This is a genomic window from Sphingomonas oligoaromativorans (genome assembly GCF_011762195.1).
GTDB classification, from domain to species: domain Bacteria; phylum Pseudomonadota; class Alphaproteobacteria; order Sphingomonadales; family Sphingomonadaceae; genus Solisphingomonas; species Solisphingomonas oligoaromativorans.
The window spans coordinates 188,616-207,721 of the sequence record NZ_JAASQK010000006.1; the positions used below are offsets into that span (position 1 = coordinate 188,616).

General features: G+C 67.5%; 17 protein-coding genes. 10 read left to right on the forward strand and 7 right to left on the reverse strand.

Annotated features, from left to right (window positions below; translation table 11 throughout):
- The first annotated feature begins 5 nt into the window (after positions 1-5).
- The 3 genes from cyoB to cyoD are packed head-to-tail and all read left to right on the forward strand — an operon-like array spanning position 6 to position 2,966.
- Entirely contained in the window at positions 6-1,994 is a 1,989-nt protein-coding gene (gene cyoB / locus FHS98_RS13620; protein ID WP_425057344.1) for a cytochrome o ubiquinol oxidase subunit I, read from the forward strand.
- A gap of 1 nt (position 1,995) precedes the next feature.
- Positions 1,996-2,616: a cytochrome o ubiquinol oxidase subunit III gene (gene cyoC, locus FHS98_RS13625; protein WP_167105996.1), complete on the forward strand. Its 621-nt coding sequence runs from the start codon at positions 1,996-1,998 to the stop codon at positions 2,614-2,616.
- The gene (gene cyoD, locus FHS98_RS13630; protein ID WP_167105999.1) at positions 2,613-2,966 is read left to right on the forward strand and encodes a cytochrome o ubiquinol oxidase subunit IV; all 354 of its coding nucleotides are present in this window, start codon (positions 2,613-2,615) and stop codon (positions 2,964-2,966) included. Before cyoC ends, cyoD begins: the two co-directional genes overlap by 4 nt.
- A 71-nt stretch (positions 2,967-3,037) precedes the next feature.
- Here the strand turns inward: cyoD and FHS98_RS13635 are convergent, their stop codons facing one another.
- Positions 3,038-3,823 (reverse strand): SDR family NAD(P)-dependent oxidoreductase, encoded by a 786-nt coding sequence (locus FHS98_RS13635; protein WP_167106002.1) that lies wholly within the window; start codon positions 3,821-3,823, stop codon positions 3,038-3,040.
- 109 nt (positions 3,824-3,932) lie between these two features.
- Here FHS98_RS13635 and FHS98_RS13640 point away from each other — a divergent pair, with 109 nt between their 5' ends.
- On the forward strand, positions 3,933-4,829 hold the full coding sequence (locus FHS98_RS13640) for a LysR family transcriptional regulator (protein WP_167106004.1): 897 nt from the start codon (positions 3,933-3,935) through the stop codon (positions 4,827-4,829).
- 126 nt (positions 4,830-4,955) lie between these two features.
- On the opposite strand, the gene FHS98_RS13645 is transcribed toward FHS98_RS13640, so the two are convergent.
- Genes FHS98_RS13645 through FHS98_RS13670 form a run of 6 tightly spaced genes read right to left on the reverse strand, consistent with a single transcriptional unit; the run spans position 4,956 to position 11,447 of the window.
- Positions 4,956-7,283 carry a GH92 family glycosyl hydrolase gene (locus FHS98_RS13645; RefSeq protein WP_167106007.1) on the reverse strand — a complete coding sequence of 776 codons (2,328 nt, stop codon included), beginning with the start codon at positions 7,281-7,283 and terminating at the stop codon, positions 4,956-4,958.
- A 21-nt stretch (positions 7,284-7,304) separates the two neighbouring features.
- Positions 7,305-8,099 carry a DODA-type extradiol aromatic ring-opening family dioxygenase gene (locus tag FHS98_RS13650; RefSeq protein ID WP_167106010.1) on the reverse strand — a complete coding sequence of 265 codons (795 nt, stop codon included), beginning with the start codon at positions 8,097-8,099 and terminating at the stop codon, positions 7,305-7,307.
- 31 nt (positions 8,100-8,130) lie between these two features.
- Positions 8,131-8,985, reverse strand: a complete 855-nt coding sequence (locus FHS98_RS13655; RefSeq protein ID WP_167106013.1) for a D-amino-acid transaminase — start codon at positions 8,983-8,985, stop codon at positions 8,131-8,133.
- Positions 8,986-8,996: 11 nt separating this feature from the next.
- Complete coding sequence (locus FHS98_RS13660; RefSeq protein WP_167106016.1) at positions 8,997-9,314, reverse strand: DUF167 domain-containing protein; 318 nt, start codon at positions 9,312-9,314, stop codon at positions 8,997-8,999.
- Positions 9,315-9,316: 2 nt separating this feature from the next.
- Positions 9,317-10,321 carry an inorganic phosphate transporter gene (locus FHS98_RS13665; protein WP_167106019.1) on the reverse strand — a complete coding sequence of 335 codons (1,005 nt, stop codon included), beginning with the start codon at positions 10,319-10,321 and terminating at the stop codon, positions 9,317-9,319.
- A gap of 16 nt (positions 10,322-10,337) precedes the next feature.
- On the reverse strand, positions 10,338-11,447 hold the full coding sequence (locus FHS98_RS13670) for a DUF47 family protein (RefSeq protein WP_167106120.1): 1,110 nt from the start codon (positions 11,445-11,447) through the stop codon (positions 10,338-10,340).
- A 146-nt stretch (positions 11,448-11,593) separates the two neighbouring features.
- On the opposite strand from FHS98_RS13670, the gene FHS98_RS13675 reads away from it, so the two are divergent.
- The 6 genes from FHS98_RS13675 to FHS98_RS13700 all read left to right on the forward strand — a co-directional run bounded on the left by FHS98_RS13675 (position 11,594) and on the right by FHS98_RS13700 (position 19,088).
- Positions 11,594-12,367, forward strand: a complete 774-nt coding sequence (locus FHS98_RS13675; protein ID WP_167106022.1) for a class II aldolase/adducin family protein — start codon at positions 11,594-11,596, stop codon at positions 12,365-12,367.
- Positions 12,368-12,391: 24 nt separating this feature from the next.
- Complete coding sequence (locus FHS98_RS13680) at positions 12,392-13,144, forward strand: HAD-IIB family hydrolase (RefSeq protein ID WP_167106025.1); 753 nt, start codon at positions 12,392-12,394, stop codon at positions 13,142-13,144.
- A 171-nt stretch (positions 13,145-13,315) separates the two neighbouring features.
- Positions 13,316-15,256 carry a M1 family metallopeptidase gene (locus FHS98_RS13685; RefSeq protein WP_167106028.1) on the forward strand — a complete coding sequence of 647 codons (1,941 nt, stop codon included), beginning with the start codon at positions 13,316-13,318 and terminating at the stop codon, positions 15,254-15,256.
- A 195-nt stretch (positions 15,257-15,451) separates the two neighbouring features.
- Positions 15,452-16,357 (forward strand): hypothetical protein, encoded by a 906-nt coding sequence (locus FHS98_RS13690; RefSeq protein WP_167106031.1) that lies wholly within the window; start codon positions 15,452-15,454, stop codon positions 16,355-16,357.
- A complete protein-coding gene (locus FHS98_RS13695) occupies positions 16,354-17,532 on the forward strand; it encodes a S41 family peptidase (RefSeq protein ID WP_167106034.1) in 1,179 nt (392 codons plus the stop codon). Before FHS98_RS13690 ends, FHS98_RS13695 begins: the two co-directional genes overlap by 4 nt.
- Positions 17,529-19,088, forward strand: a complete 1,560-nt coding sequence (locus tag FHS98_RS13700) for a peptide chain release factor 3 (protein ID WP_167106037.1) — start codon at positions 17,529-17,531, stop codon at positions 19,086-19,088. The genes FHS98_RS13695 and FHS98_RS13700 overlap by 4 nt, the downstream gene beginning before the upstream one ends.
- The last annotated feature ends 18 nt before the right edge of the window (positions 19,089-19,106 follow it).

Sequence of the window (19,106 nt, forward strand, 5' to 3'; positions counted from 1 at the left end):
TGGATATGGCCAAGATGATGCCCATGATGGTGGGCAAGCTGACGATGGACTCGCTTCCGCTCCATGAACCCATCGTCATGGGCGCGACCGCGTTCATGGGTCTGGTGGGTCTCGGGGTGGTCTATGCCATCCACAAGACGAATTTCTGGGTGCCGCTGTGGCGCGACTGGCTGACGTCGGTCGACCACAAGAAGATCGGCATCATGTATATCATCCTGTCGCTGGTGATGCTGCTCCGCGGCTTCTCCGACGCGATCATGATGCGCACCCAGCAGGCGCTGGCCGCCGGCGGCGCGCAGGGCTATCTGCCGCCCTCGCACTTCGACCAGGTGTTCACCGCGCACGGCGTCATCATGATCTTCTTCATGGCGATGCCCTTCGTGATCGGCCTGATGAACGTGGTCGTCCCGCTCCAGATCGGCGCGCGCGACGTGGCCTTCCCGTATCTGAACTCGCTCAGCTTCTGGCTGACCGTGTCGGGTGCGATGCTGGTCAACGCCTCGCTCGCCATCGGTGAGTTCGCGCGCACCGGCTGGCTGGCCTATCCGCCGCTGTCGGAGCTGGCCTATTCGCCGGGCGTGGGTGTCGATTATTATATCTGGTCGCTCCAGATCTCGGGCATCGGCACGACGCTGGCCGGCGTGAACTTCATCGCCACCATCCTCAAGATGCGTGCTCCGGGCATGGATCTGATGAAGATGCCGGTGTTCACCTGGACGACGCTCTGCACCAACATGCTGATCGTCGCGGCCTTCCCGATCCTGACCGTCACGCTCGCGCTGCTGACGCTCGACCGTTACCTCGGCTTCCACTTCTTCACGAACGACATGGGCGGCAACCCCATGAACTATGTGAACCTGATCTGGATGTGGGGTCACCCCGAGGTCTACATCCTCGTCATCCCGGTGTTCGGCGCCTTCTCGGAGATCGTCGCGACCTTCTCGGGCAAGCCGCTGTTCGGCTACAAGTCGATGGTCTACGCGACCATGGGCATCGCCGGCGCCAGCTTCCTGGTGTGGCTGCACCACTTCTTCACCATGGGCTCGGGCGCGAACGTCAACGCCTTCTTCGGCATCACCACGATGCTGATCTCGATCCCGACGGGCGTGAAGATCTTCAACTGGCTGTTCACCATGTACAAGGGCCGCGTCCGCATGACCGTGCCCGTGATGTGGACGCTGGGCTTCATGCTCACCTTCGTCATCGGCGGCATGACCGGCGTGATGCTGGCGCTTCCGGGTGCGGACTTCGTGCTCCACAACTCGCTGTTCCTGATCGCGCACTTCCACAACGTCATCATCGGCGGCGTGGCGTTCGGCTGCTTCGCGGCGATGAACTACTGGTTCCCGAAGGCCTTCGGCTTCCACCTCAACGAGAAGCTGGGCAAGGCGGCCTTCTGGTGCTGGTTCGTCGGCTTCTACATCGCGTTCATGCCGCTCTATGCGCTGGGCTTCATGGGCGCGACCCGTCGCCTTCAGCATTATGCGGATCTCGCCTGGCAGCCTTACTTCGTCGTCGCCTGCGCCGGCGCGGGCCTGATCCTGCTCGGCATCGTCTTCCAGATCACGCAGCTCGTCGTCTCGATCCGCGACCGCGAGCAGAACCGCGACCTGACGGGCGATCCGTGGAACGGCCGCACGCTCGAGTGGGCGACCTCGTCGCCGCCGCCCTTCTACAACTTCGCGAAGACGCCGAAGGTCGAGGAACTCGACGCCTGGCTCGACATGAAGAAGAAGGGCATCTCGCCGCTGCCGGAGACGTTCCAGCCGATCCACATGCCGCGCAACACCTGGGCGGGTTTCGTGATCGGCATCATCACCATCCCGCTGGGCTTCGCGCTGATCTGGCATATCTGGTGGCTCGCCGCGGTGAGCTTCCTGGGTGCGATCGGCTGCGCCATCGTCCATTCGTTCAACGAGGATCGCGACTATTACGTCCCCGCCGAGGAAGTGGCGGAGATCGAAGGTCGCGCCGCCATCGCCAAGGCTGCCTGACATGACCAGCGCCACCATCACCGCTCACGGTGGTCATCACGACCACCACGAGGAGCATCACGACCAGTTCGGTACGGTCCAGCTCGGCTTCTGGGTCTACCTGATGTCGGACTGCGTGATCTTCTCCGGCCTGTTCGCGACCTACGCCGTGATGTCGACCGCCTTCGCCGGCGGCCCGACCCCGCACACCATCTTCGACCTGCCCTATGTGGCGGTCGAGACGGCGCTGCTGCTCTTCTCGTCGATCACCTATGGCTTCGCCATGATCGGCGCCCACAAGGGCAACAAGGGCGCGGCCATGGGCTGGCTGGTCATCACCGCGCTGTTCGGCCTGGGCTTCATCGGCATGGAAGTCCACGAGTTCGCCAAGCTGATCCACGAGGGCGCCGGCCCGGATCGCTCGGGCTGGCTGTCGTCCTTCTTCGCGCTGGTCGGCACGCACGGGCTGCACGTCACGTCGGGCCTCGTCTGGATGACCGTGATGCTCGTCCAGGTCGCCCGCCGCGGCCTGACCGAGACGAACATCCGCCGCCTGACCTGCCTGTCGCTGTTCTGGCACTTCCTCGACGTCATCTGGATCGGCGTCTTCAGCCTCGTCTATCTGATGGGAGTTTCGGCATGAGCGCGCACGATACGCACGCTTCGCATGGCAGCCATGGGGGCGCCGGCTCCTATCTCGTCGGCTTCGTGCTGGCGGTGGTGCTGACGGTCATTCCGTTCGGCGCGGTGATGAAGGGCATGGTCCATGGCTCGCAGGCCGTGGCGCTCATCATGGGCGCGGCGGTGATCCAGATCCTGGTTCACCTGCGCTACTTCCTGCACATCGACGGCAAGACCGACCGCTGGACGCTTCAGGCGCTGATCTTCACGATCTTCGTGCTGGGGATCGTGCTGGGTGGCTCGCTCTGGGTCATGCACAACATGAACACCAACATGATGCCGACTGCGATGCAGATGCCGATGGGCGACTGATCGCCCGCGACATTCCGGCACAAAAAAAGGCCTCGCTCCAAGCCGGAGCGAGGCCTTTTCCGTTGGGGCGATCAGGCGATCGTGGGGACGATGCCGCCTTCGGCGCGGATCGCGGCGCCGTTGGTGACGGCGGCGAGCGGGCTCGCGAGGAAGGCGACCATGTTGCCGATCTCCTCCGCCTCGATCAGCCGGCGGATCAGCGAGAGCGGGCGCAGCTCTTCGAAGAACTGCTGCTCGACCTCGGCCTGCGGCGCATCGCCGTTGGAGACGGTGGAGCGCATGAAGTCGACGATGCCCTCCGAGCGCGTCGGCCCCGGCAGCACCGAGTTCACCGTCACGCCGGTGCCCGTGGTCTGGGCGGCGAGGCCGCGCGCGATCGAGAGCTGGGCGGTCTTGGTCATGCCGTAGTGGATCATCTCGGCGGGGATCATCAGCGAGCTTTCCGACGAGATGAAGATCACGCGACCCCAGTTCTTCTCCAGCATCCTGGGGAAGTAGTGGCGGGCGAGGCGGGCGCCCGAGACGACGTTCACCTCGAAGAAGTGGTGCCAGTCCGCATCGGTGATGTCGGTGAAGGCCTTGGCCTCGTAGATGCCGAGATTGTTGACGAGGATGTCCGTCTGCGGAACGGCGGCGATCAGCGTCGCGGCGCCCTCGGCAGTCGCGGGATCGGCGAGCACGGGGTTCACCTTGCCGACCTTGGCGATCTGAGCGGCGGCCTCATCGAGCTTGGCCTGGTTGCGGCCGGTGATGGTGACCTCCACGCCTTCGGCGGCGAGGCGCTCGGCAATGGCGAGGCCGATGCCGGCGGTCGATCCGGTCACCAGTGCGGTCTTGCCCTTCAATTGCAGGTCCATGGAATTTCTCCTTCATAGGTTCGCCGCCGAAAGTGGGCCTGTTCGGCATTGATGATTAGAGCGCTGAGACACACTATAGAAGTGCGCTGGATTCACGAACGGGACGGGCATGGACAATCGCATCGGCGAGATGGAGACCTTTCTCGCGGTGGCGCGGGGCGGCAGCTTCGCGGCGGCGGCCAAACAGATGCGGCTGACCCCGTCCGCCGTCAGCCGGGCGATCGCGCGGCTGGAGGCGCGGCTGGGCGTGGTGTTGATCCGCCGCACCACCCGCGCGCTGGCGTTGACGGCGGAGGGCGAGGCCTATCGCGACCGCGTGGCGGGGCTGGTCGCGGAGATCGACGAGATCGAGCGCAGCATCGGCCATGCGCAGGAAGGGCCACGCGGCAAGTTGCGCGTCAACGCCTCGGTGCCGTTCGGATCGCTCTATCTGATCCCGATCCTGCCGCGCTTCATGGAGGCCTGTCCGGCGGTGACGCTGGAGCTGGCGCTGAACGACGCGCTGGTCGATCTGGTCGAGGAGCGGGCGGACATCGCCATCCGCATCGGCCCGTTGCGCGACACGCGGCTCAAGGCGAAGAAGCTGGGGCGCAGCGCCATGGTACTGGTGGCGAGCCCGGACTATCTCGCGAAGGCCGGCGAGCCACGCCATCCCGATGATCTCGACCGGCATCGCCTGCTCACCTTCAGCTTCCGCCGCTCGCTGGATAGCTGGCCCTTCCGCATCGGTGGCAAGGTGGTGCAGCGGCCGGTGGAGGGCGCCTTCCTCGGCAATTCGGGCGAGGCGGTGCGGCTGATGGCGCTGGCCGGCGGTGGGATCGCGCGCATCGGCCGCTTCCACGCCGCGCCCGATCTTGCCGCCGGGAGGCTGGTGTCGGTGCTCGACGCCTTCAACGCCGGCGACGGGGAGGACATCCATGCCCTCTATGTCGGGCATGAGCGGCTATCGCTCCGGGTGCGGGCGTTCCTCGATTTCCTCGAGGAACATCTGGTTCTGCCGGGTTAGGCAAGGGACCGTCATCCACTCCCCTCATTCGTCATCCTGACGGAAGTCAGGATCCAGGGCCTCGCACGCCGCGATTGAGGCTCTGGATCCCGGATCAAGTCCGGGATGACGAAAGAAGGGAGCGCCTCAGTAACCCGTCATCGAATAAGGTCGGTCGGCCTTCTTCGTCGCCCATGTCCTGTTGGGCGTGGCGGACATCACGAAGCGCAGCTCGCCGCCCGCCTCGATCTGGGCGTGGGTGATGAAGCCCTTCTCCAGCGGCTGGCCGTTCAGCAGCACCTTTCCGACATAGGGGTGGGCGTCCCCCAGACCCTCGGTGACGATGCGGAACTGCCTGCCATTGGGCAGATTGAGCGTGGCATGATCGACGAAGGGCCGCCCGATCACATATTCGAGGCTGCCCGGCGTCACCGGATAGAAGCCGAGCCCGGTGAACACGAGCCACGCCGACATCTGGCCGAGATCGTCATTGCCGGCGAGGCCGTCCTCGGTGGGCTTGTACTGGCTGTCGACGATCTGCTTCAGCCGCTCCTGCGTCCGCCATGGCGCGCCGGCATAGCTGTAGAGATAGGCGACGTGGTGGCTGGGCTCGTTGCCGTGGATATATTGGCCGATGAGCCCGGCAATGTCCTCCGAGCCCGAATAATCGAGCTTGCTATTGTCATAGGCGAACATGGCGTCGAGCTTGGCGACGGTTTTGGCGTCGCCGCCCAGCAAGCGGATCATGCCGCCCTCGTCCTGCGGCATGAACCAGCTATACTGCCACGCATTGCCCTCGGTGTAGTCCGACCCGTACTTGATCGACACCGGATCGAAGGGCGTGCGGAACTGGCCGTTGGACAGCCGGGCGCGGACCCAGCCGGTCTTGGCGTCGAAGCCGTTGCGCCAGTTCTGCGCGCGCTTGGAGAAGGTGGCGGCGATGTCGGCGCGGCCGGCCTTCTTCGCCATCTGCGCGATGGTCCAGTCGTCGAAGGCATATTCCACCGTCTTGGAGGCCGCCTCCGGCTCCTTGTCGATCGGGACGTAGCCGAGCTTCATATAGTCGCCGAGGCCGCCATAGGGCGCGTAGGTGGCGCTCGCGACCATCGCCTTGAGCGCATCGCCCACGTCGAAGCCGTCGATGCCCTTCAGATAGGCGTCGGCGATTACGGGCACGGCATGATAGCCGATCATGCACCATGTCTCGCGGCCCTGGAACTGCCAGACGGGTAGGATGCCGTCGGGGCTGACCTTCTGGCTTTCGATCAGCGAGCGGATGAAATCGGTGTTGGTCTGCCGGGGTTCGATGATGGTGAGCAGCGGATGCTCGGCCCGGAAGGTATCCCAGAGCGAGAAGCTCGAATGGAAGGTGAAGCCCTGCGCCTGATGGACCTGATTGTCCGGCCCGCGCCAGCGCCCGTCCGCATCGCCCGCGACCGACGGCGCGATCAGCGAATGGTAGAGCGCGGTGTAGAGGCTCTTCTTCATCGGCGCGGGGGCGTCGAGATCGATGGCGCCCAGGGCCTGCTCCCACATCGCCCTGGTCTTCGCGCGGATGGCGTCGAAGTCGCCCGGCTCCGAATCAAGATTGGCGATCGCTCCCGCCTCGTCGACCGAGGAGATGCCGACCTTCACTTCGAGCGGCTGGTCGAGCGCGCCGAAGTCGAGGCGGGCGACCAGCGCCTTGCCCATCTTCTCGGCGAGCGCGTCGCTGCCGCGGCCCGGACCCTGAAAGCCCTTATAGGGGATATTCTCTTCCGTGTTGAGGAAGGCATGGTCCTTCAGCGGCGCGGAGAAGCGCATCGCGAAGTAGAGCTTGCGATCGGGCGCCCAGCCGCGCGTCTCGCGGGAGCCGGTGATGGTGCCGTCCGGCCGCAGCCGGATCGAGGACCACAACACCTTGCCCGGATAATTGTAGAGCGAGGTGCGCAGGTCGAGCACCAGATGCGCCGCCTTGCCCTTGGGGAAGGCATAGCGGTGGACGCCGACGCGGGTGCCGGCGGTCATCTCGGCGCGCACGCCCGGATCGGCGAGCGTCACGGCGTAATAGCCGGGCTGCGCCACTTCGGTCGCATGATCGAAGCGCGAGCGATAGCCGGTGCCGGGCTTGGTCGCGTCGCCGGGTTCCAGAGGCACCGTGTCGCCGCTCACCGGCATGACGAGGAAGTCGCCGAGGTCGCTATGCCCCGCGCCCGAGAAATGGGTGTGGCTGAAGCCCTGGATGGTCGGGTCCGCATAGTCGTAGCCGGCGGCATGGCTGTAGCAGGCACGGATCTCGCAGGTCGTGTCGGTGTCGGGCGAGAGCTGCACCATGCCGAAGGGGGCGACGGCACCGGGGAAGGTATGCCCGCCGCCGCCCGTGCCGATCATCGGATCGACCGCGTCATAGGCGGGCGACGCCAGCGCCGGCGTCGCGGCAACGAGGGCAAGGGCGGAGGCGAGCGCCGCGAGGCGCGGGAGACGGGCAAGCGACATGCCCGTCTTTAGAGCAGCCGGTCAGGCGAAGCGGAAGCCGGATATTGCCGTCTGCATCACGACCTCGGAATAAATATGCTCGCCGGCCGCATCGCTCGCCCCGGCGGCGACCATGAGGGGCAGGAGATGCTCCTCGCGCGGGTGTGAATAGGCGGCGTCCGGGGCGTCCTTCCAGCGGATCAGCGCGGCTCCGCGCGTCGCGCCGGCGCCGGTCGCGGCCTCCGCCAGCCACGCGTCGAAGCGGCGTGACGGCTCGGTCGCGCGGGGGTCGCCATAGCCGCGCATGTTGTGGAAGCTCATCCCCGCGCCGACGATCAGCACGCCCTCGTCGCGCAAGCCGGCGAGCGCCCGACCGGCGGCGATGTGAAGCGCGGGGTCGAGATTGCGGTCCACGGACATCTCGACGACGGGAATATCCGCATCCGGGAAGGCGACCTTGAGCGGCACGAACACGCCATGATCCAGCCCGCGCGCGGAATCGAGGCCGGCGGGCAGCCCCGCCTCGCGCAGCAGAGCGGCGGCGTGGGCGGCGAGCGCCGGGCTGCCCGGCACATCGTAGCGCAGCTCATAGGTGTGCGGCGGGAAGCCGTAATAATCGTAGATCAGCTCGGGCCGCTCGCCGCCGGTGAAGGCGAAGCCGTCCGTTTCCCAATGGCCGGAGACGATCAGGATCGCTTTGGGCCGTTCGGGCAGGTGTGTGGCGAGGGTGCGGAGGAAGGTCTCCATCCCCGTCCATGTGCCGCGCGGATCGTCCATGAAGAAGCAGGGGCCGCCGCCGTGCGGGATGTAGAGGCTGGGCTGACGGAGGTCGGTCATGAGGCTTCCCCGGATACGCGAACGGAAGCCCTCAGGTGGCGGTGCGGCGCGCGAATTCAAGGTAGAGCTGGCGCAGGCGGGTGGCGATCGGGCCGGGCGTGCCGTCGCCGACGGGGGCGCCGTCGATGCTGACGACGGGCAGCACGAAGGTCGAGGCGCTGCTCAGGAAGGCCTCGCGCGCGGCGAGCGCCTCGTCGAGCGAGAAGGGGCGTTCCTCGATCGCGAGGCCCGTCTCGGCGGCGAGCGCCGCGATGGCGAGCGCGGTGCAGCCGGGCAGCGTCTTGTGGCTGCGCGCGCGGGTGACGAGGCGGTTGTCGGCGGTGAGGATCCACGCGGTCGAGGAGGAGCCCTCGGTGACGAGCCCGTCCTCCAGCATCCACGCCTCGAAGCAGCCGCGCGCGTGCGCCTCCTGCTTGGCGAGCACCTGTGCGAGGAGCGCGACGCTCTTGATGTCGCGGCGCGCCCAGCGGATATCGGGCAGCGTGCAGACCGCGACGCCCTTCGCGGCGGCCGGCGAGTCCGTGATCCGCTTGGCCTGCGTGAACAGCACCAGCGTCGGCGTCATGCCCTCGGCCGCGACGAAATCGCGGTCGGCGGCGCCGCGCGTCACCTGAAGATAGACGACGCCCTCGGCGAGGCCGTTGCGGGCGATCAACGCGTGCTGGATCGCGGTGATTTCGTCGATCGTCACGGGCAGCGTCAGGCCGATCTCCGCGCAGGAACGCTCCAGCCGCGCGAGGTGCGAGGCGTTGTCGACCAGCCGGCCGCCCAGCACCGCCGTCACCTCATAGATGCCGTCCGCGAACAGGAAGCCGCGATCCAGCACCGGGACGCGCGCCTCGTCGAGCGGCAGATAGGCGCCGTTCACATAGGCGATGCGGGGCATGGTCGATCCTTTCAGGCGGGGCAGAGCGATGCGAGCCGCGCGGCGAGCGCGGGGCCGTCGCCTCTAACCCGGATGATCTTGAGTCGCGAAGCCTCGCCCGAGCGGATCGCGACATCGGCCTTCCTGACGCCGAGCTGTTTCGCGAGGAAGGCGATCAGCGCGGCGTTGGCGGCGCCTTCGACCGGCGGCGCGGCGATGCGGACGGCCAGCGCCGAGCGTCCGTCGGGCAACGCCAGAACCTCGCCGAAGGCATCCCGCGCCGCCTTGGGGGTCAGCCGCACCGCGAGCGTGACGCCCTCCACATCGGTGGAGAAGGGCGCGGGCGTCATGCTCAGAAGAGCTGGGTCAGCCAGTAGAACAGCGCGCCGACCAGCGCCGCCGCCGGGATCGTCACCACCCACGCCACGACGATGCTGGACGCGACGTTCCACCGCACCGCCGACATCCGCCGCGACGCGCCGACGCCGACGATCGCGCCGGTGATGGTGTGTGTGGTCGAGACCGGGATGCCGAGATGCGTCGCCATGAACAGCGTCAGCGCGCCGCCGGTTTCCGCGCAGAAACCCTGCGGCGGGGTGAGGCGGGTGATCTTGGAGCCCATGGTGTGGACGATCTTCCAGCCGCCCGCCATCGTGCCGATGCCCATCGCCGCCTGACAGGCGAGCACCACCCACAGCGGCACATGGAAGGTCGGGCCGAGCATCCCCTGCGAATAGAGCAGCACGGCGATGATCCCCATCGTCTTCTGCGCGTCGTTGCCGCCATGGCCGAGCGAATAGAGTGAGGCCGAGACGAGCTGGAGCTTGCGGAAGCGGCGGTCGACCTGGAGCGGGGTCGAGCGGACCGAGGCCCAGGCGACGATCAGCACCAGCACCAGCGCCAGCACGAGGCCCAGCGCCGGCGACAGCACGATGCCGAGCGCGGTGTTGATGACGCCGCCCCACACCACGGCGGAAAGGCCCGCCTTGGCCGTGCCCGCGCCGATCAGCCCGCCGACCAGCGCGTGGCTCGACGAGGAGGGGATGCCCATCACCCAGGTGATGATGTTCCAGATGATCGCCCCCATCAGCGCGCCGAAGATCACCTGCGCGTCGATGATGCTCGATCCGACGATGCCGGTGCCCACCGTCGTCGCGACATGGGTGCCGAAGAAGAGGAAGGCGATGAAGTTGAAGAAGGCCGCCCAGGCGACGGCGTAATGCGGCTTCAGCACGCGCGTCGACACCACGGTGGCGATCGAGTTGGCGGCGTCGTGCAGGCCGTTGAGCAGATCGAACGCGAGCGCGACGACGATCAGCGCGACCAGCACCGGAAAGGACAGGGTGGCGATATGCATCGGGGCGGCCGGCCGGTCAGGCGTGGTCGATCACGAGACCCTGGATCTCGTTCGCGACATCCTCGAAGCGGTCGACGCTCTTTTCGAGATGGGCATAGATTTCCTGCCCGACCACGAAGTCCATCGGATGCTCGCGCGACGCCTTGAACAGGGCCTTGAGGCCGGCGTCGTGGATTTCGTCGGCGTGGCCTTCCAGCTCGATCAGCCGCTCGGTCAGCGTATGCAGGCGGCCCGCATTGGCGGCGAGCGAGCGCAGCAGCGGGATCGCCTCGGCGGTGACGCGCGCGGCCTCGACGATGATGCCCGACATGTCGCGCATGTGGGGGGCGAACTCCTGCACCTCGAACAGGGCGACGGCCTTGGCGGTCTGGTTCATCTGGTCGATGGCGTCGTCCATTACGCCGATGAGCCCGGTGATGGCCGAGCGGTCGAACGGGGTGACGAAGGTGCGGCGGACATCCTGAAGCACGTCGCGCGCGATCGTGTCGGCGCGATCCTCCTGCATCACGATCTCGCGGATATGGGCATGGAGGTCGGGGCCGCCCTGCATCAGGCGGGCGAGCGCGTCGGCGCCGGCGACCAGCGTCTGCGAATGGGCCTCGAACAGTTCGAAGAAGCGGCCCTGCTTGGGCATGAGCGACTGGAACCAGCGTAGCACGGGGATTTTCCTTCCGATTTCCTCCCTCATCGCGGGCACGCGGTCGGTCAGACCGGGTGTGGGGAGAGGATCCCGGAAGCCCGCGATGATGGCCTTCAGTTCCGGCTCGTCGACCGCCGCCGCCGCGTTGGGGAGCGTGAACCAGGCGGTGGTCCGCTCGTCCTGCTCGGGCCATTCGTCGGCCTGGCCCGTCACCGCGAAGGGGAACACGTCCACCGCCACGGTGCGCATCAGCCCCGTCTTGCGGCGCTTGGCATAGGTATAGCTGCCGATCAGCGTGGGGCAGGCGATGCCTTCCACGCCGGCTTCCTCATACGCTTCCTGCGCGGCCGCCTCGTGCGCGCGCAGGCCCTTTATCAGATTGCCCTTGGGCAGCACCCAGCGCTGCGTCTCGCGCGAGGTGATGAGCATCACGCGGATGTTGCCGTCGGCTTCGGGGCGATAGGGAAGGGCGGCTACCTGACGGATCGTCTGTCTCCAGGACACGGAACTGTAACGTGGGGCTCAAACAATATGTGCGTGCCTGAGGCAAGCCCATCAATGGTTTGATGTGCCGCCTCGCCATCCTATGATGGGCCAATATCGGCGGAGACCGGCCCGAAAAGGAGAGCGAAATGGCAACGGCGGCCGTGCAGCATAACGTTCGCGATCAGGTTGCGCCCGAGGAATGGGCGATCCGAGTCGATCTGGCGGCGGCCTACCGACTGGTCGCGCTCTATGGCTGGGACGATCTGATCTTCACCCATCTCTCCGTCCGCGTGCCGGGGCCGGAGCATCATTTCCTCATCAACCCCTACAATCTGATGTTCGAGGAGATCACCGCCTCGTCGCTGGTGAAGATCGACATGGAGGGCAAGCCGGTGATGGGGCCGGCGATGGTGAACGCGGCGGGCTTCGTGATCCATTCCGCCATCCACATGGCGCGGGACGATGCGAAGGCGGTGCTGCATCTTCACACGCCTTACGGGCAGGCGGTGTCGGCGATGACGGAGGGGCTGCTGCCCCACACCCAGACCGCGATGATCGCGGCGCACGAACTCGCCTATCACGACTATGAGGGCATCGCGACCGACCTGGAGGAGCGCGAGCGGCTGGTCGCGGACCTTGGCGACAAATGCGCGATGATCCTGCGCAACCATGGCACGCTGACCGTCGGCGAGACGATCGGGCACGCCTTCCTGCGCATGTATTTCCTCGAGCGCGCGTGCGAGGCGCAGGTGCATATGCTGTCGGCCGGGCGGGATGGGCTCTGCAACCCGCCGCAGGGCACGCCCGAGAAGGTAGCGCAGCAGACCAACCCCCAGACCACCCGCATGGGCGCCGACATGCTGGCGTGGCCGGCGCTGCTTCGGAAGCTGGATCGGATCGATCCGTCCTTTCGGGAGTAGTCGCTTCCGAACAGGAGGCCGCGCATGACGAAGAAGCTGATCGCATTCGATCTCGACGGCACGCTGGCCGAGAGCAAGCAGGCGGTGGATGCCGAGATGGCGGGGCTGCTCGCCCGGCTGACGGGCGTGGCGGAGGTTTGCGTGATCTCGGGCGGCGACTGGCCGCAGTTCAGGACGCAGGTGGTGGACCGGCTCCCCGATGATGCCCGGCTGGAGCGGCTGTGGATCATGCCGACCTCCGGCACCAAGCTCTACCGCTTTGTCGAGGGCGCGTGGAAAGCGGTCTATGCCGAGGATTTCTCCGATGCGGAGCGGGATCGCATCCTGAAGGCGCTCGACAAGGCGGTGGAGGAAGCCGGCTTCAAGGGCGAGAAGACGTGGGGGCCGCAGATCGAGGATCGCGGCAGCCAGATCACCTTCTCGGGCCTGGGGCAGGAGGCGCCGCTCGATGCCAAGAAGGCGTGGGATCCGAACCGCCGCAAGCGCGAGGCGATGCAGAAGGCCGCCCAGAGGGAATTGCCGGACCTCTCGATCAACATCGGCGGATCGACCTCGATCGACGTCACCCACAAGGGCGTCGACAAGGCCTATGGCATCGGGAAGCTGGCCGAGGCGTCGGGCATCGCCAAGGCGGAGATGGTCTTCATGGGCGACGCGGTCTATCCCGGCGGCAACGACTGGCCCGTGCCCGACAAGGCCAGAGTGGACACGGTGGCGGTGGGCTCGATCGCGGAGACCAAGCGGGCGATCGAGGCCTGTATCTTCTGCCTCGGCTAAGTCATCCTCGTCATCCCGCCCCCTCCCGCAGTTCTCCGATCTCTTCCCTCCGTCATCCCGGACTTGATCCGGGATGACGGAGGGGTTCGAAAGTCGTGGGCCGCCCAATTTCCCCTCGCATCCATGACGATCCTGTTGCACGAGCGTGCGGTTCGTTGCGGAGGGTGGTTCATGCGCAAGTCGTTGCCGTTGCTGTCTGTTGCGTTGCTGGGATCGTCGGCGCTGGCCGCCGGCTATGATCCCCACGCCGCCTTCGCGCCGTTCGCGATGCCGACGCCGGTCAACGCCTATCGTTCGGGCAGCGGCCAGCCGGGGCCGTCCTACTGGCAGAACCGCGCCGACTATCAGATCCACGCCACGCTCGATCCGAAGGCGCACAGCCTCGCTGGCGAGGAGGCGATCGCCTACACCAACAACAGCCCCGACACGCTGGACGTGCTCTGGCTCCAGCTCGACCAGAACATGTACCGTCCGAACTCGCGCAGCCATGCCGCCGACGGCGCTTCCCCGCGCCGGGGCGAGGGCTTCACCGACGGCTACACGATCGAGAGCGTCGAGGTGGAGCAGGGCGGCCGCCGCATCGCCGCCCAGACGGTGGAGAGCGACACCCGCCTTCAGGTGACGCTGCCGGCGCCGCTCGCCGGGCATGGCGGGAAGCTCACCCTCCACGTCCGCTATCGCTTCAATATTCCCGGCGCCTTTGGCGGGCGGATGGCGTGGGGCAAGGTGAAGGGCGGGGAGATTTACGATCTCGCCCAATGGTATCCGCGCATGGCCGTCTATGACGACATTCGCGGGTGGGACACGCTCCCCTACCTCGCGCAGGAATTCTACCTCGAATATGGCGACTTCGATTATTGGGTGACGGTGCCGTCCACGATGATCGTCGCAGGCTCGGGCGCGCTTCAGAACGCGGACGAGGTGCTGACGGCGCGCGAGCGGGAACGCCTCGCGAAGGCCGCCACGAGCGATGCGACCGTGAAGATCGTCGCCCCTGCCGAGATCGCCTCCGAGCGTCCGAAGACGGGCACGAAGACGTGGCACTACCGGATGCCGAACAGCCGCGACGTCGCCTTCTCGGCGTCGGATGCGTTCGCGTGGGACGCGGCGCGGATCAACCTGCCGGGCGGCAAGACCTCGCTCGCCATGTCCTATTATCCGGCCGAGAGCGTCGGCTCCAACGCGTGGGACCGCTCGACCCAATATGTGAAGGACACGGTCGAGAAGATGTCGGCGCGCTGGCATCCCTATCCGTGGCCGGCGGCGATCAACATCGCGGGGCCGGCATCGGGCATGGAATATCCCGGCATCGTCTTCGACGGCATCGAGGACAAGGACGCGCCGCTCTTCTGGATCACCGCGCACGAGATCGGGCATAGCTGGTTCCCGATGATGGTCGGCTTCGACGAGCGCCGCGACGCGTGGATGGACGAGGGCTTCAACACCTTCATCGACATCTTCGAGAGCGAGGATTTCAACCGTGGCGAGTTCGCCCCCAAGCGGGACAGCGAATATGCGCCGGGCGGCGGCAATCCGGTGGACGAGATCCTGCCCATCCTCGCCGACCCGCAGGCTCCGCCGATCTTGAGCCGCGCGGACACGGTGATCGAGAAATATCGCCACCCCGTCACCTACTTCAAATCGGCGCTCGGCCTCGTGCTGCTGCGCGAGGAGATCCTCGGGCCGGAGCGCTTCGATCCCGCCTTCCGCCGCTTCATCGCGACATGGGCGTTCCGGCATCCCAAGCCCGCAGACTTCTTCCGCTTCATGGAGAGCGAGACGGGCGAGGATCTGAGCTGGTGGTGGCGTGGCTGGTACGCCACCAACTCCACCTATGATGTCGCGGTGACGAAGATCGCATCCGCCAGGGATGGCCGCACGCTGGTGACGGTGGAGAACCGCGATCCGCTGGTGATGCCGGTGACGCTGCGCGTGAGCTTCGCCGACGGCGGCCATCAGGACATCCGCCTGCCCGCCGAGACGTGGATTCGTCAGACGGCGGCCACTGTGCCGGTGCCTGCGGGCAAGAAGGTCGTCGCGGCGGAGGCGGACCCGGATCACAAGCTGCCCGATCATGACCGGAGCAACAACCGCATGACCGCGCGGCCCTGAGGGGGGCTCGTCTCCCGCGTTCGTTCCCTTCTTTCGTCATCCCGGACTTGATCGGGGATCCAGGGCCTCACGCGATATCGCCTGCGGCTCTGGATCCTGACGTTCGTCAGGATGGCAACGAAGGGGGAGATGGCGCCGCCCTGCCATTCGTCACCCATCATGCCTCCGAAACGGGTTTCGTGCGTTGGGGGCTCCATGTTTCGATCTGCGCGTCCGCTGATCCTTGCCGCCTTGCTGCTTGGCGCACCGCTCGGCGCGCGCCGGCCTCCTCCTCCTCCGCCGCCCGATCTCGGCACGGTGACGCTGGACCGCACCGATCCGGTCGTCGACGCGACCGTGGCGGGCGTGCCGGCGAAGCTCGCGGTGGTGCTGGATCAGGGCGTCTATCTCGCGCCGCCCTTCGCCGAGAAGGTGCCGCTGCCGTGGAAGCCGGGCGGCTATGAGGAGGTCGGGCGCGTCCGCGTGCCCTTCCGTCAGGCGGCGGGCGAGGTGGCGATCGCGGGAACGGTGACGCCGCGCGCGATGTCGGTGCATGACGGCCCCTGCTGCCGGGGGCATGAGGGCGCGATCGGGGCGGCGGAACTGCCCTGGTCGGTGGTGCGCTTCGGGCAGGGCGACGGCGAGGGCGAACGGCGCTTCCCGGCCGAGAACAATGCCGAGAGCGGGCTCAGCATTCCGTGGCGGGTGGGCAAGTCGACGGTGCATGTCGTCCTCGCGCCCGATGCGCCGGAGACGCTGGCGACCGCCTCGGCGGCGGCGATCCTCGCGGGCGTCTATGGCGGCCATTTCGAGGGACAGGCGCGGCAGGCGGTGGTCGCCTTCGGGGTCAACCGGCAGGTCCGCGACATGGTGCTGAGCCGGCCGGCCCTGCCGCTGGGCCTCAAGCTCGCGCGCGTCGCGGTGCGGCTCGCCGATTTCGAGGGGAGCGGCAAGCTGCCGCGGGAGAAGGCCACGGGCGACATCCTCGTCCGTCACGCGCCGGCCCCGCCTCAGCATGGCTGGCCGGCGCTGATCCTCGGGCGCGACCTGCTCGGGCGCTGCCCGGTCATCAGCGTCTATCGGGACGAGGGAGCGATCGGCCTCGTCTGCAAGCCGGCATGAAGGGTTGGCGCGCGCTCGCCGCACTGACGCTGCTCGCGGCCGCGCCGCCGCCGGCGGACAATGGCGCGGTGTTCGACAAGGTATGGGCCGACGTCCAGCGCCGATACTGGGATCCGGCGCTGCACGGCGTCGACTGGGACGCCGCGCGGGATCGCTTCCGCCCGCAAGCGCTGGCCGCCGAGGGTGGAGGAGCGCTCTACGCGGTGCTCAACCGGATGCTGGGCCTGCTCCGCGACAGCCATGTCTTCGCGATCCCGCCGGCCGAGGTCCGCTATCAGGCCTCGCGCGATGCGGGCGAGGCGCAGGCGAGCTTCGGCTTCGCCTCCTATGAGCAGGACGGCGGCTGGCTGGTCTATGCGGTGACGCCGGGCAGCTCCGCTGCGCGGGCCGGGGTGAAGGCCGGCTGGCGGCTGATCTCGATCGATGGGCGGCCGGTCGATGTCGATCGTCATCCGAGCGAGGGCGAGCGGGCGCGGCTGGTTTTCGACGATGTGGCCGGCCGTCCGCGCGCGCTGGACCTCGTGGCCGCGTCCGCGCCCCCGGACGAGCCGGTGCGCTTCCATCGGCTGGCGGGCGATATCCTGCTCATCACGCTCGACGGCTTCGATGCGCGCGAGGACCGCCGCATCGCCGCCGAACTGCGCGACGGCCCGGAACCCGCCGCCGTGATCCTCGACCTGCGCGACAATGACGGCGGCGAGGAGGAGACGGCCGCCCGCGTCGCCGGCCTGTTCTTCGCCGAGAAGCACACTTTGCTCCGCCGCATCGACCGCCGCCATGAGGACAAGGTGCCGATCGAGGGTGCCGGCCGGCGCAGCTTCACCGGGCCGATGGCGGTGCTGGTCGGCCCCCGCAGCGCGAGCGCGGCGGAGGCGCTGGCGGCCTTGCTCTCCGAATCGGGGCGGGCGGAGAGCGTCGGCGAACGCACCTCCGGCGCGCTCACCGGCGCCTCGATCGAGGATCTGCCCGACGGCGGCCAGTTGAGCCTCGCCGACTTCGACGTCCGCACGCCGGGCGGCAAACGCATCGAGGGCGTGGGCTTCCTGCCGGTCCATCAGGTCCGCACCACACCCGCCGAGATGGAGGCCGGTCGAGACCCGGTTCTGGCCGCCGCGCTGCATCTGGTGGCCGCCCCTTCGCATTCGGCGCGCGAGACGCTACATGCGCGGCCATGAATCCCTCCGCCAGCCGCCGCACCTTCGCCATCATCTCCCACCCCGACGCGGGCAAGACCACGCTGACCGAAAAGCTCCTGCTGGCCGGCGGCGCGATCCATCTCGCCGGTGAGGTGCGCGCACGCGGCGCCAACCGCCGCGCCCGCTCGGACTGGATGAAGATCGAGCAGCAACGCGGCATCTCGGTCACGTCGTCGGTGATGACGTTCGAGCGCGATGGCCTGACCTTCAACCTGCTCGACACGCCGGGCCACGAGGATTTCTCGGAGGATACCTATCGCACGCTGACCGCCGTCGACTCCGCCGTCATGGTGATCGACGCGGCGCGCGGCATCGAGGCGCAGACGCGCAAGCTGTTCGAGGTGTGCCGCCTGCGTTCGGTGCCGATCGTCACCTTCGTCAACAAGGTCGACCGCGAAGGCCTCGATCCCTTCGTCCTGCTCGACGAGGTGGCCGACAAGCTGGCCCTCGACGTGACGCCGATGAACTGGCCGGTCGGCATGGGCGGGCTCTATGAGGGTCTGTACGATCTGCGCACCAACGTCCTCTCGCGCCCCGACAAGGCCGACGAGCAACTCACCGGTCTCGACGATCCGCGCCTCGATACGCTGATCTCGCCCGAGGGCGCGGCGCGGCTGCGCGAGGAGGCGGAGCTGGCGCTCGGCGGCTATGGCCATTTCGACCTCAAGGCCTATCGCCATGGCGATCAGACGCCGGTCTTCTTCGGCTCGGCTCTCCGCGAATATGGCGTGGACGCGCTGATCGGCGCGATCGGCGAGCACGCGCCTCCGCCGCGCCAGCAGCCGGCCAATCCGCGTGCCGTGACGCCGGACGAGCCCAATGTCTCGGGCTTCATCTTCAAGGTGCAGGCGAACATGAACCCGCAGCACCGCGATCGCATTGCCTTCCTCCGCGTCTGCTCGGGCAAGTTCAAGCGCGGCATGAAGCTGAAGCAGGTGCAGACCGGCAAGACGATCGCGATCAACTCGCCGATCTTCTTCTTCGCGCAGGATCGCGAACTGGCCGAGACGGCGCTGCCCGGCGACATCATCGGCATCCCCAACCACGGCGTGCTGCGCGTCGGCGACACGCTGACCGAGGGCGAGGCGATCACCTTCACCGGCATCCCGAACTTCGCGCCCGAAATCCTGCGCCGCATCCGCCTGCTCGATCCGACCAAGACCAAGCAGCTCCGCACCGCGCTGGTCGATATGGCGGAGGAGGGCGTGACCCAGCTCTTCAAGCCGCTGGTCGGCTCGCAGTGGATCGTCGGCGTGGTGGGTCAGCTCCAGCTCGAGGTGCTGATCTCCAGGCTTCAGGCGGAATATAACGTCGCCGCCGAGTTCGAGCCCGCCCCCTTCGAGACGGCGCGCTGGGTGTCCGCCGAGAACCCGGCCGACCTCAAGGCCTTCATGGAGGGCCGCAGCGGAGCGATGGCCGAGGATCGTGACGGCGCGCCCGTCTTCCTCGCCCGCGATGCGTGGGAAGTGAACTATGTGGCGGAGCGTTCGCCCAATGTCCGCTTCTCGGCGACGCGCGAGCGCGCTTCGGCCTGACGGCGCGCGAAGGGGAGG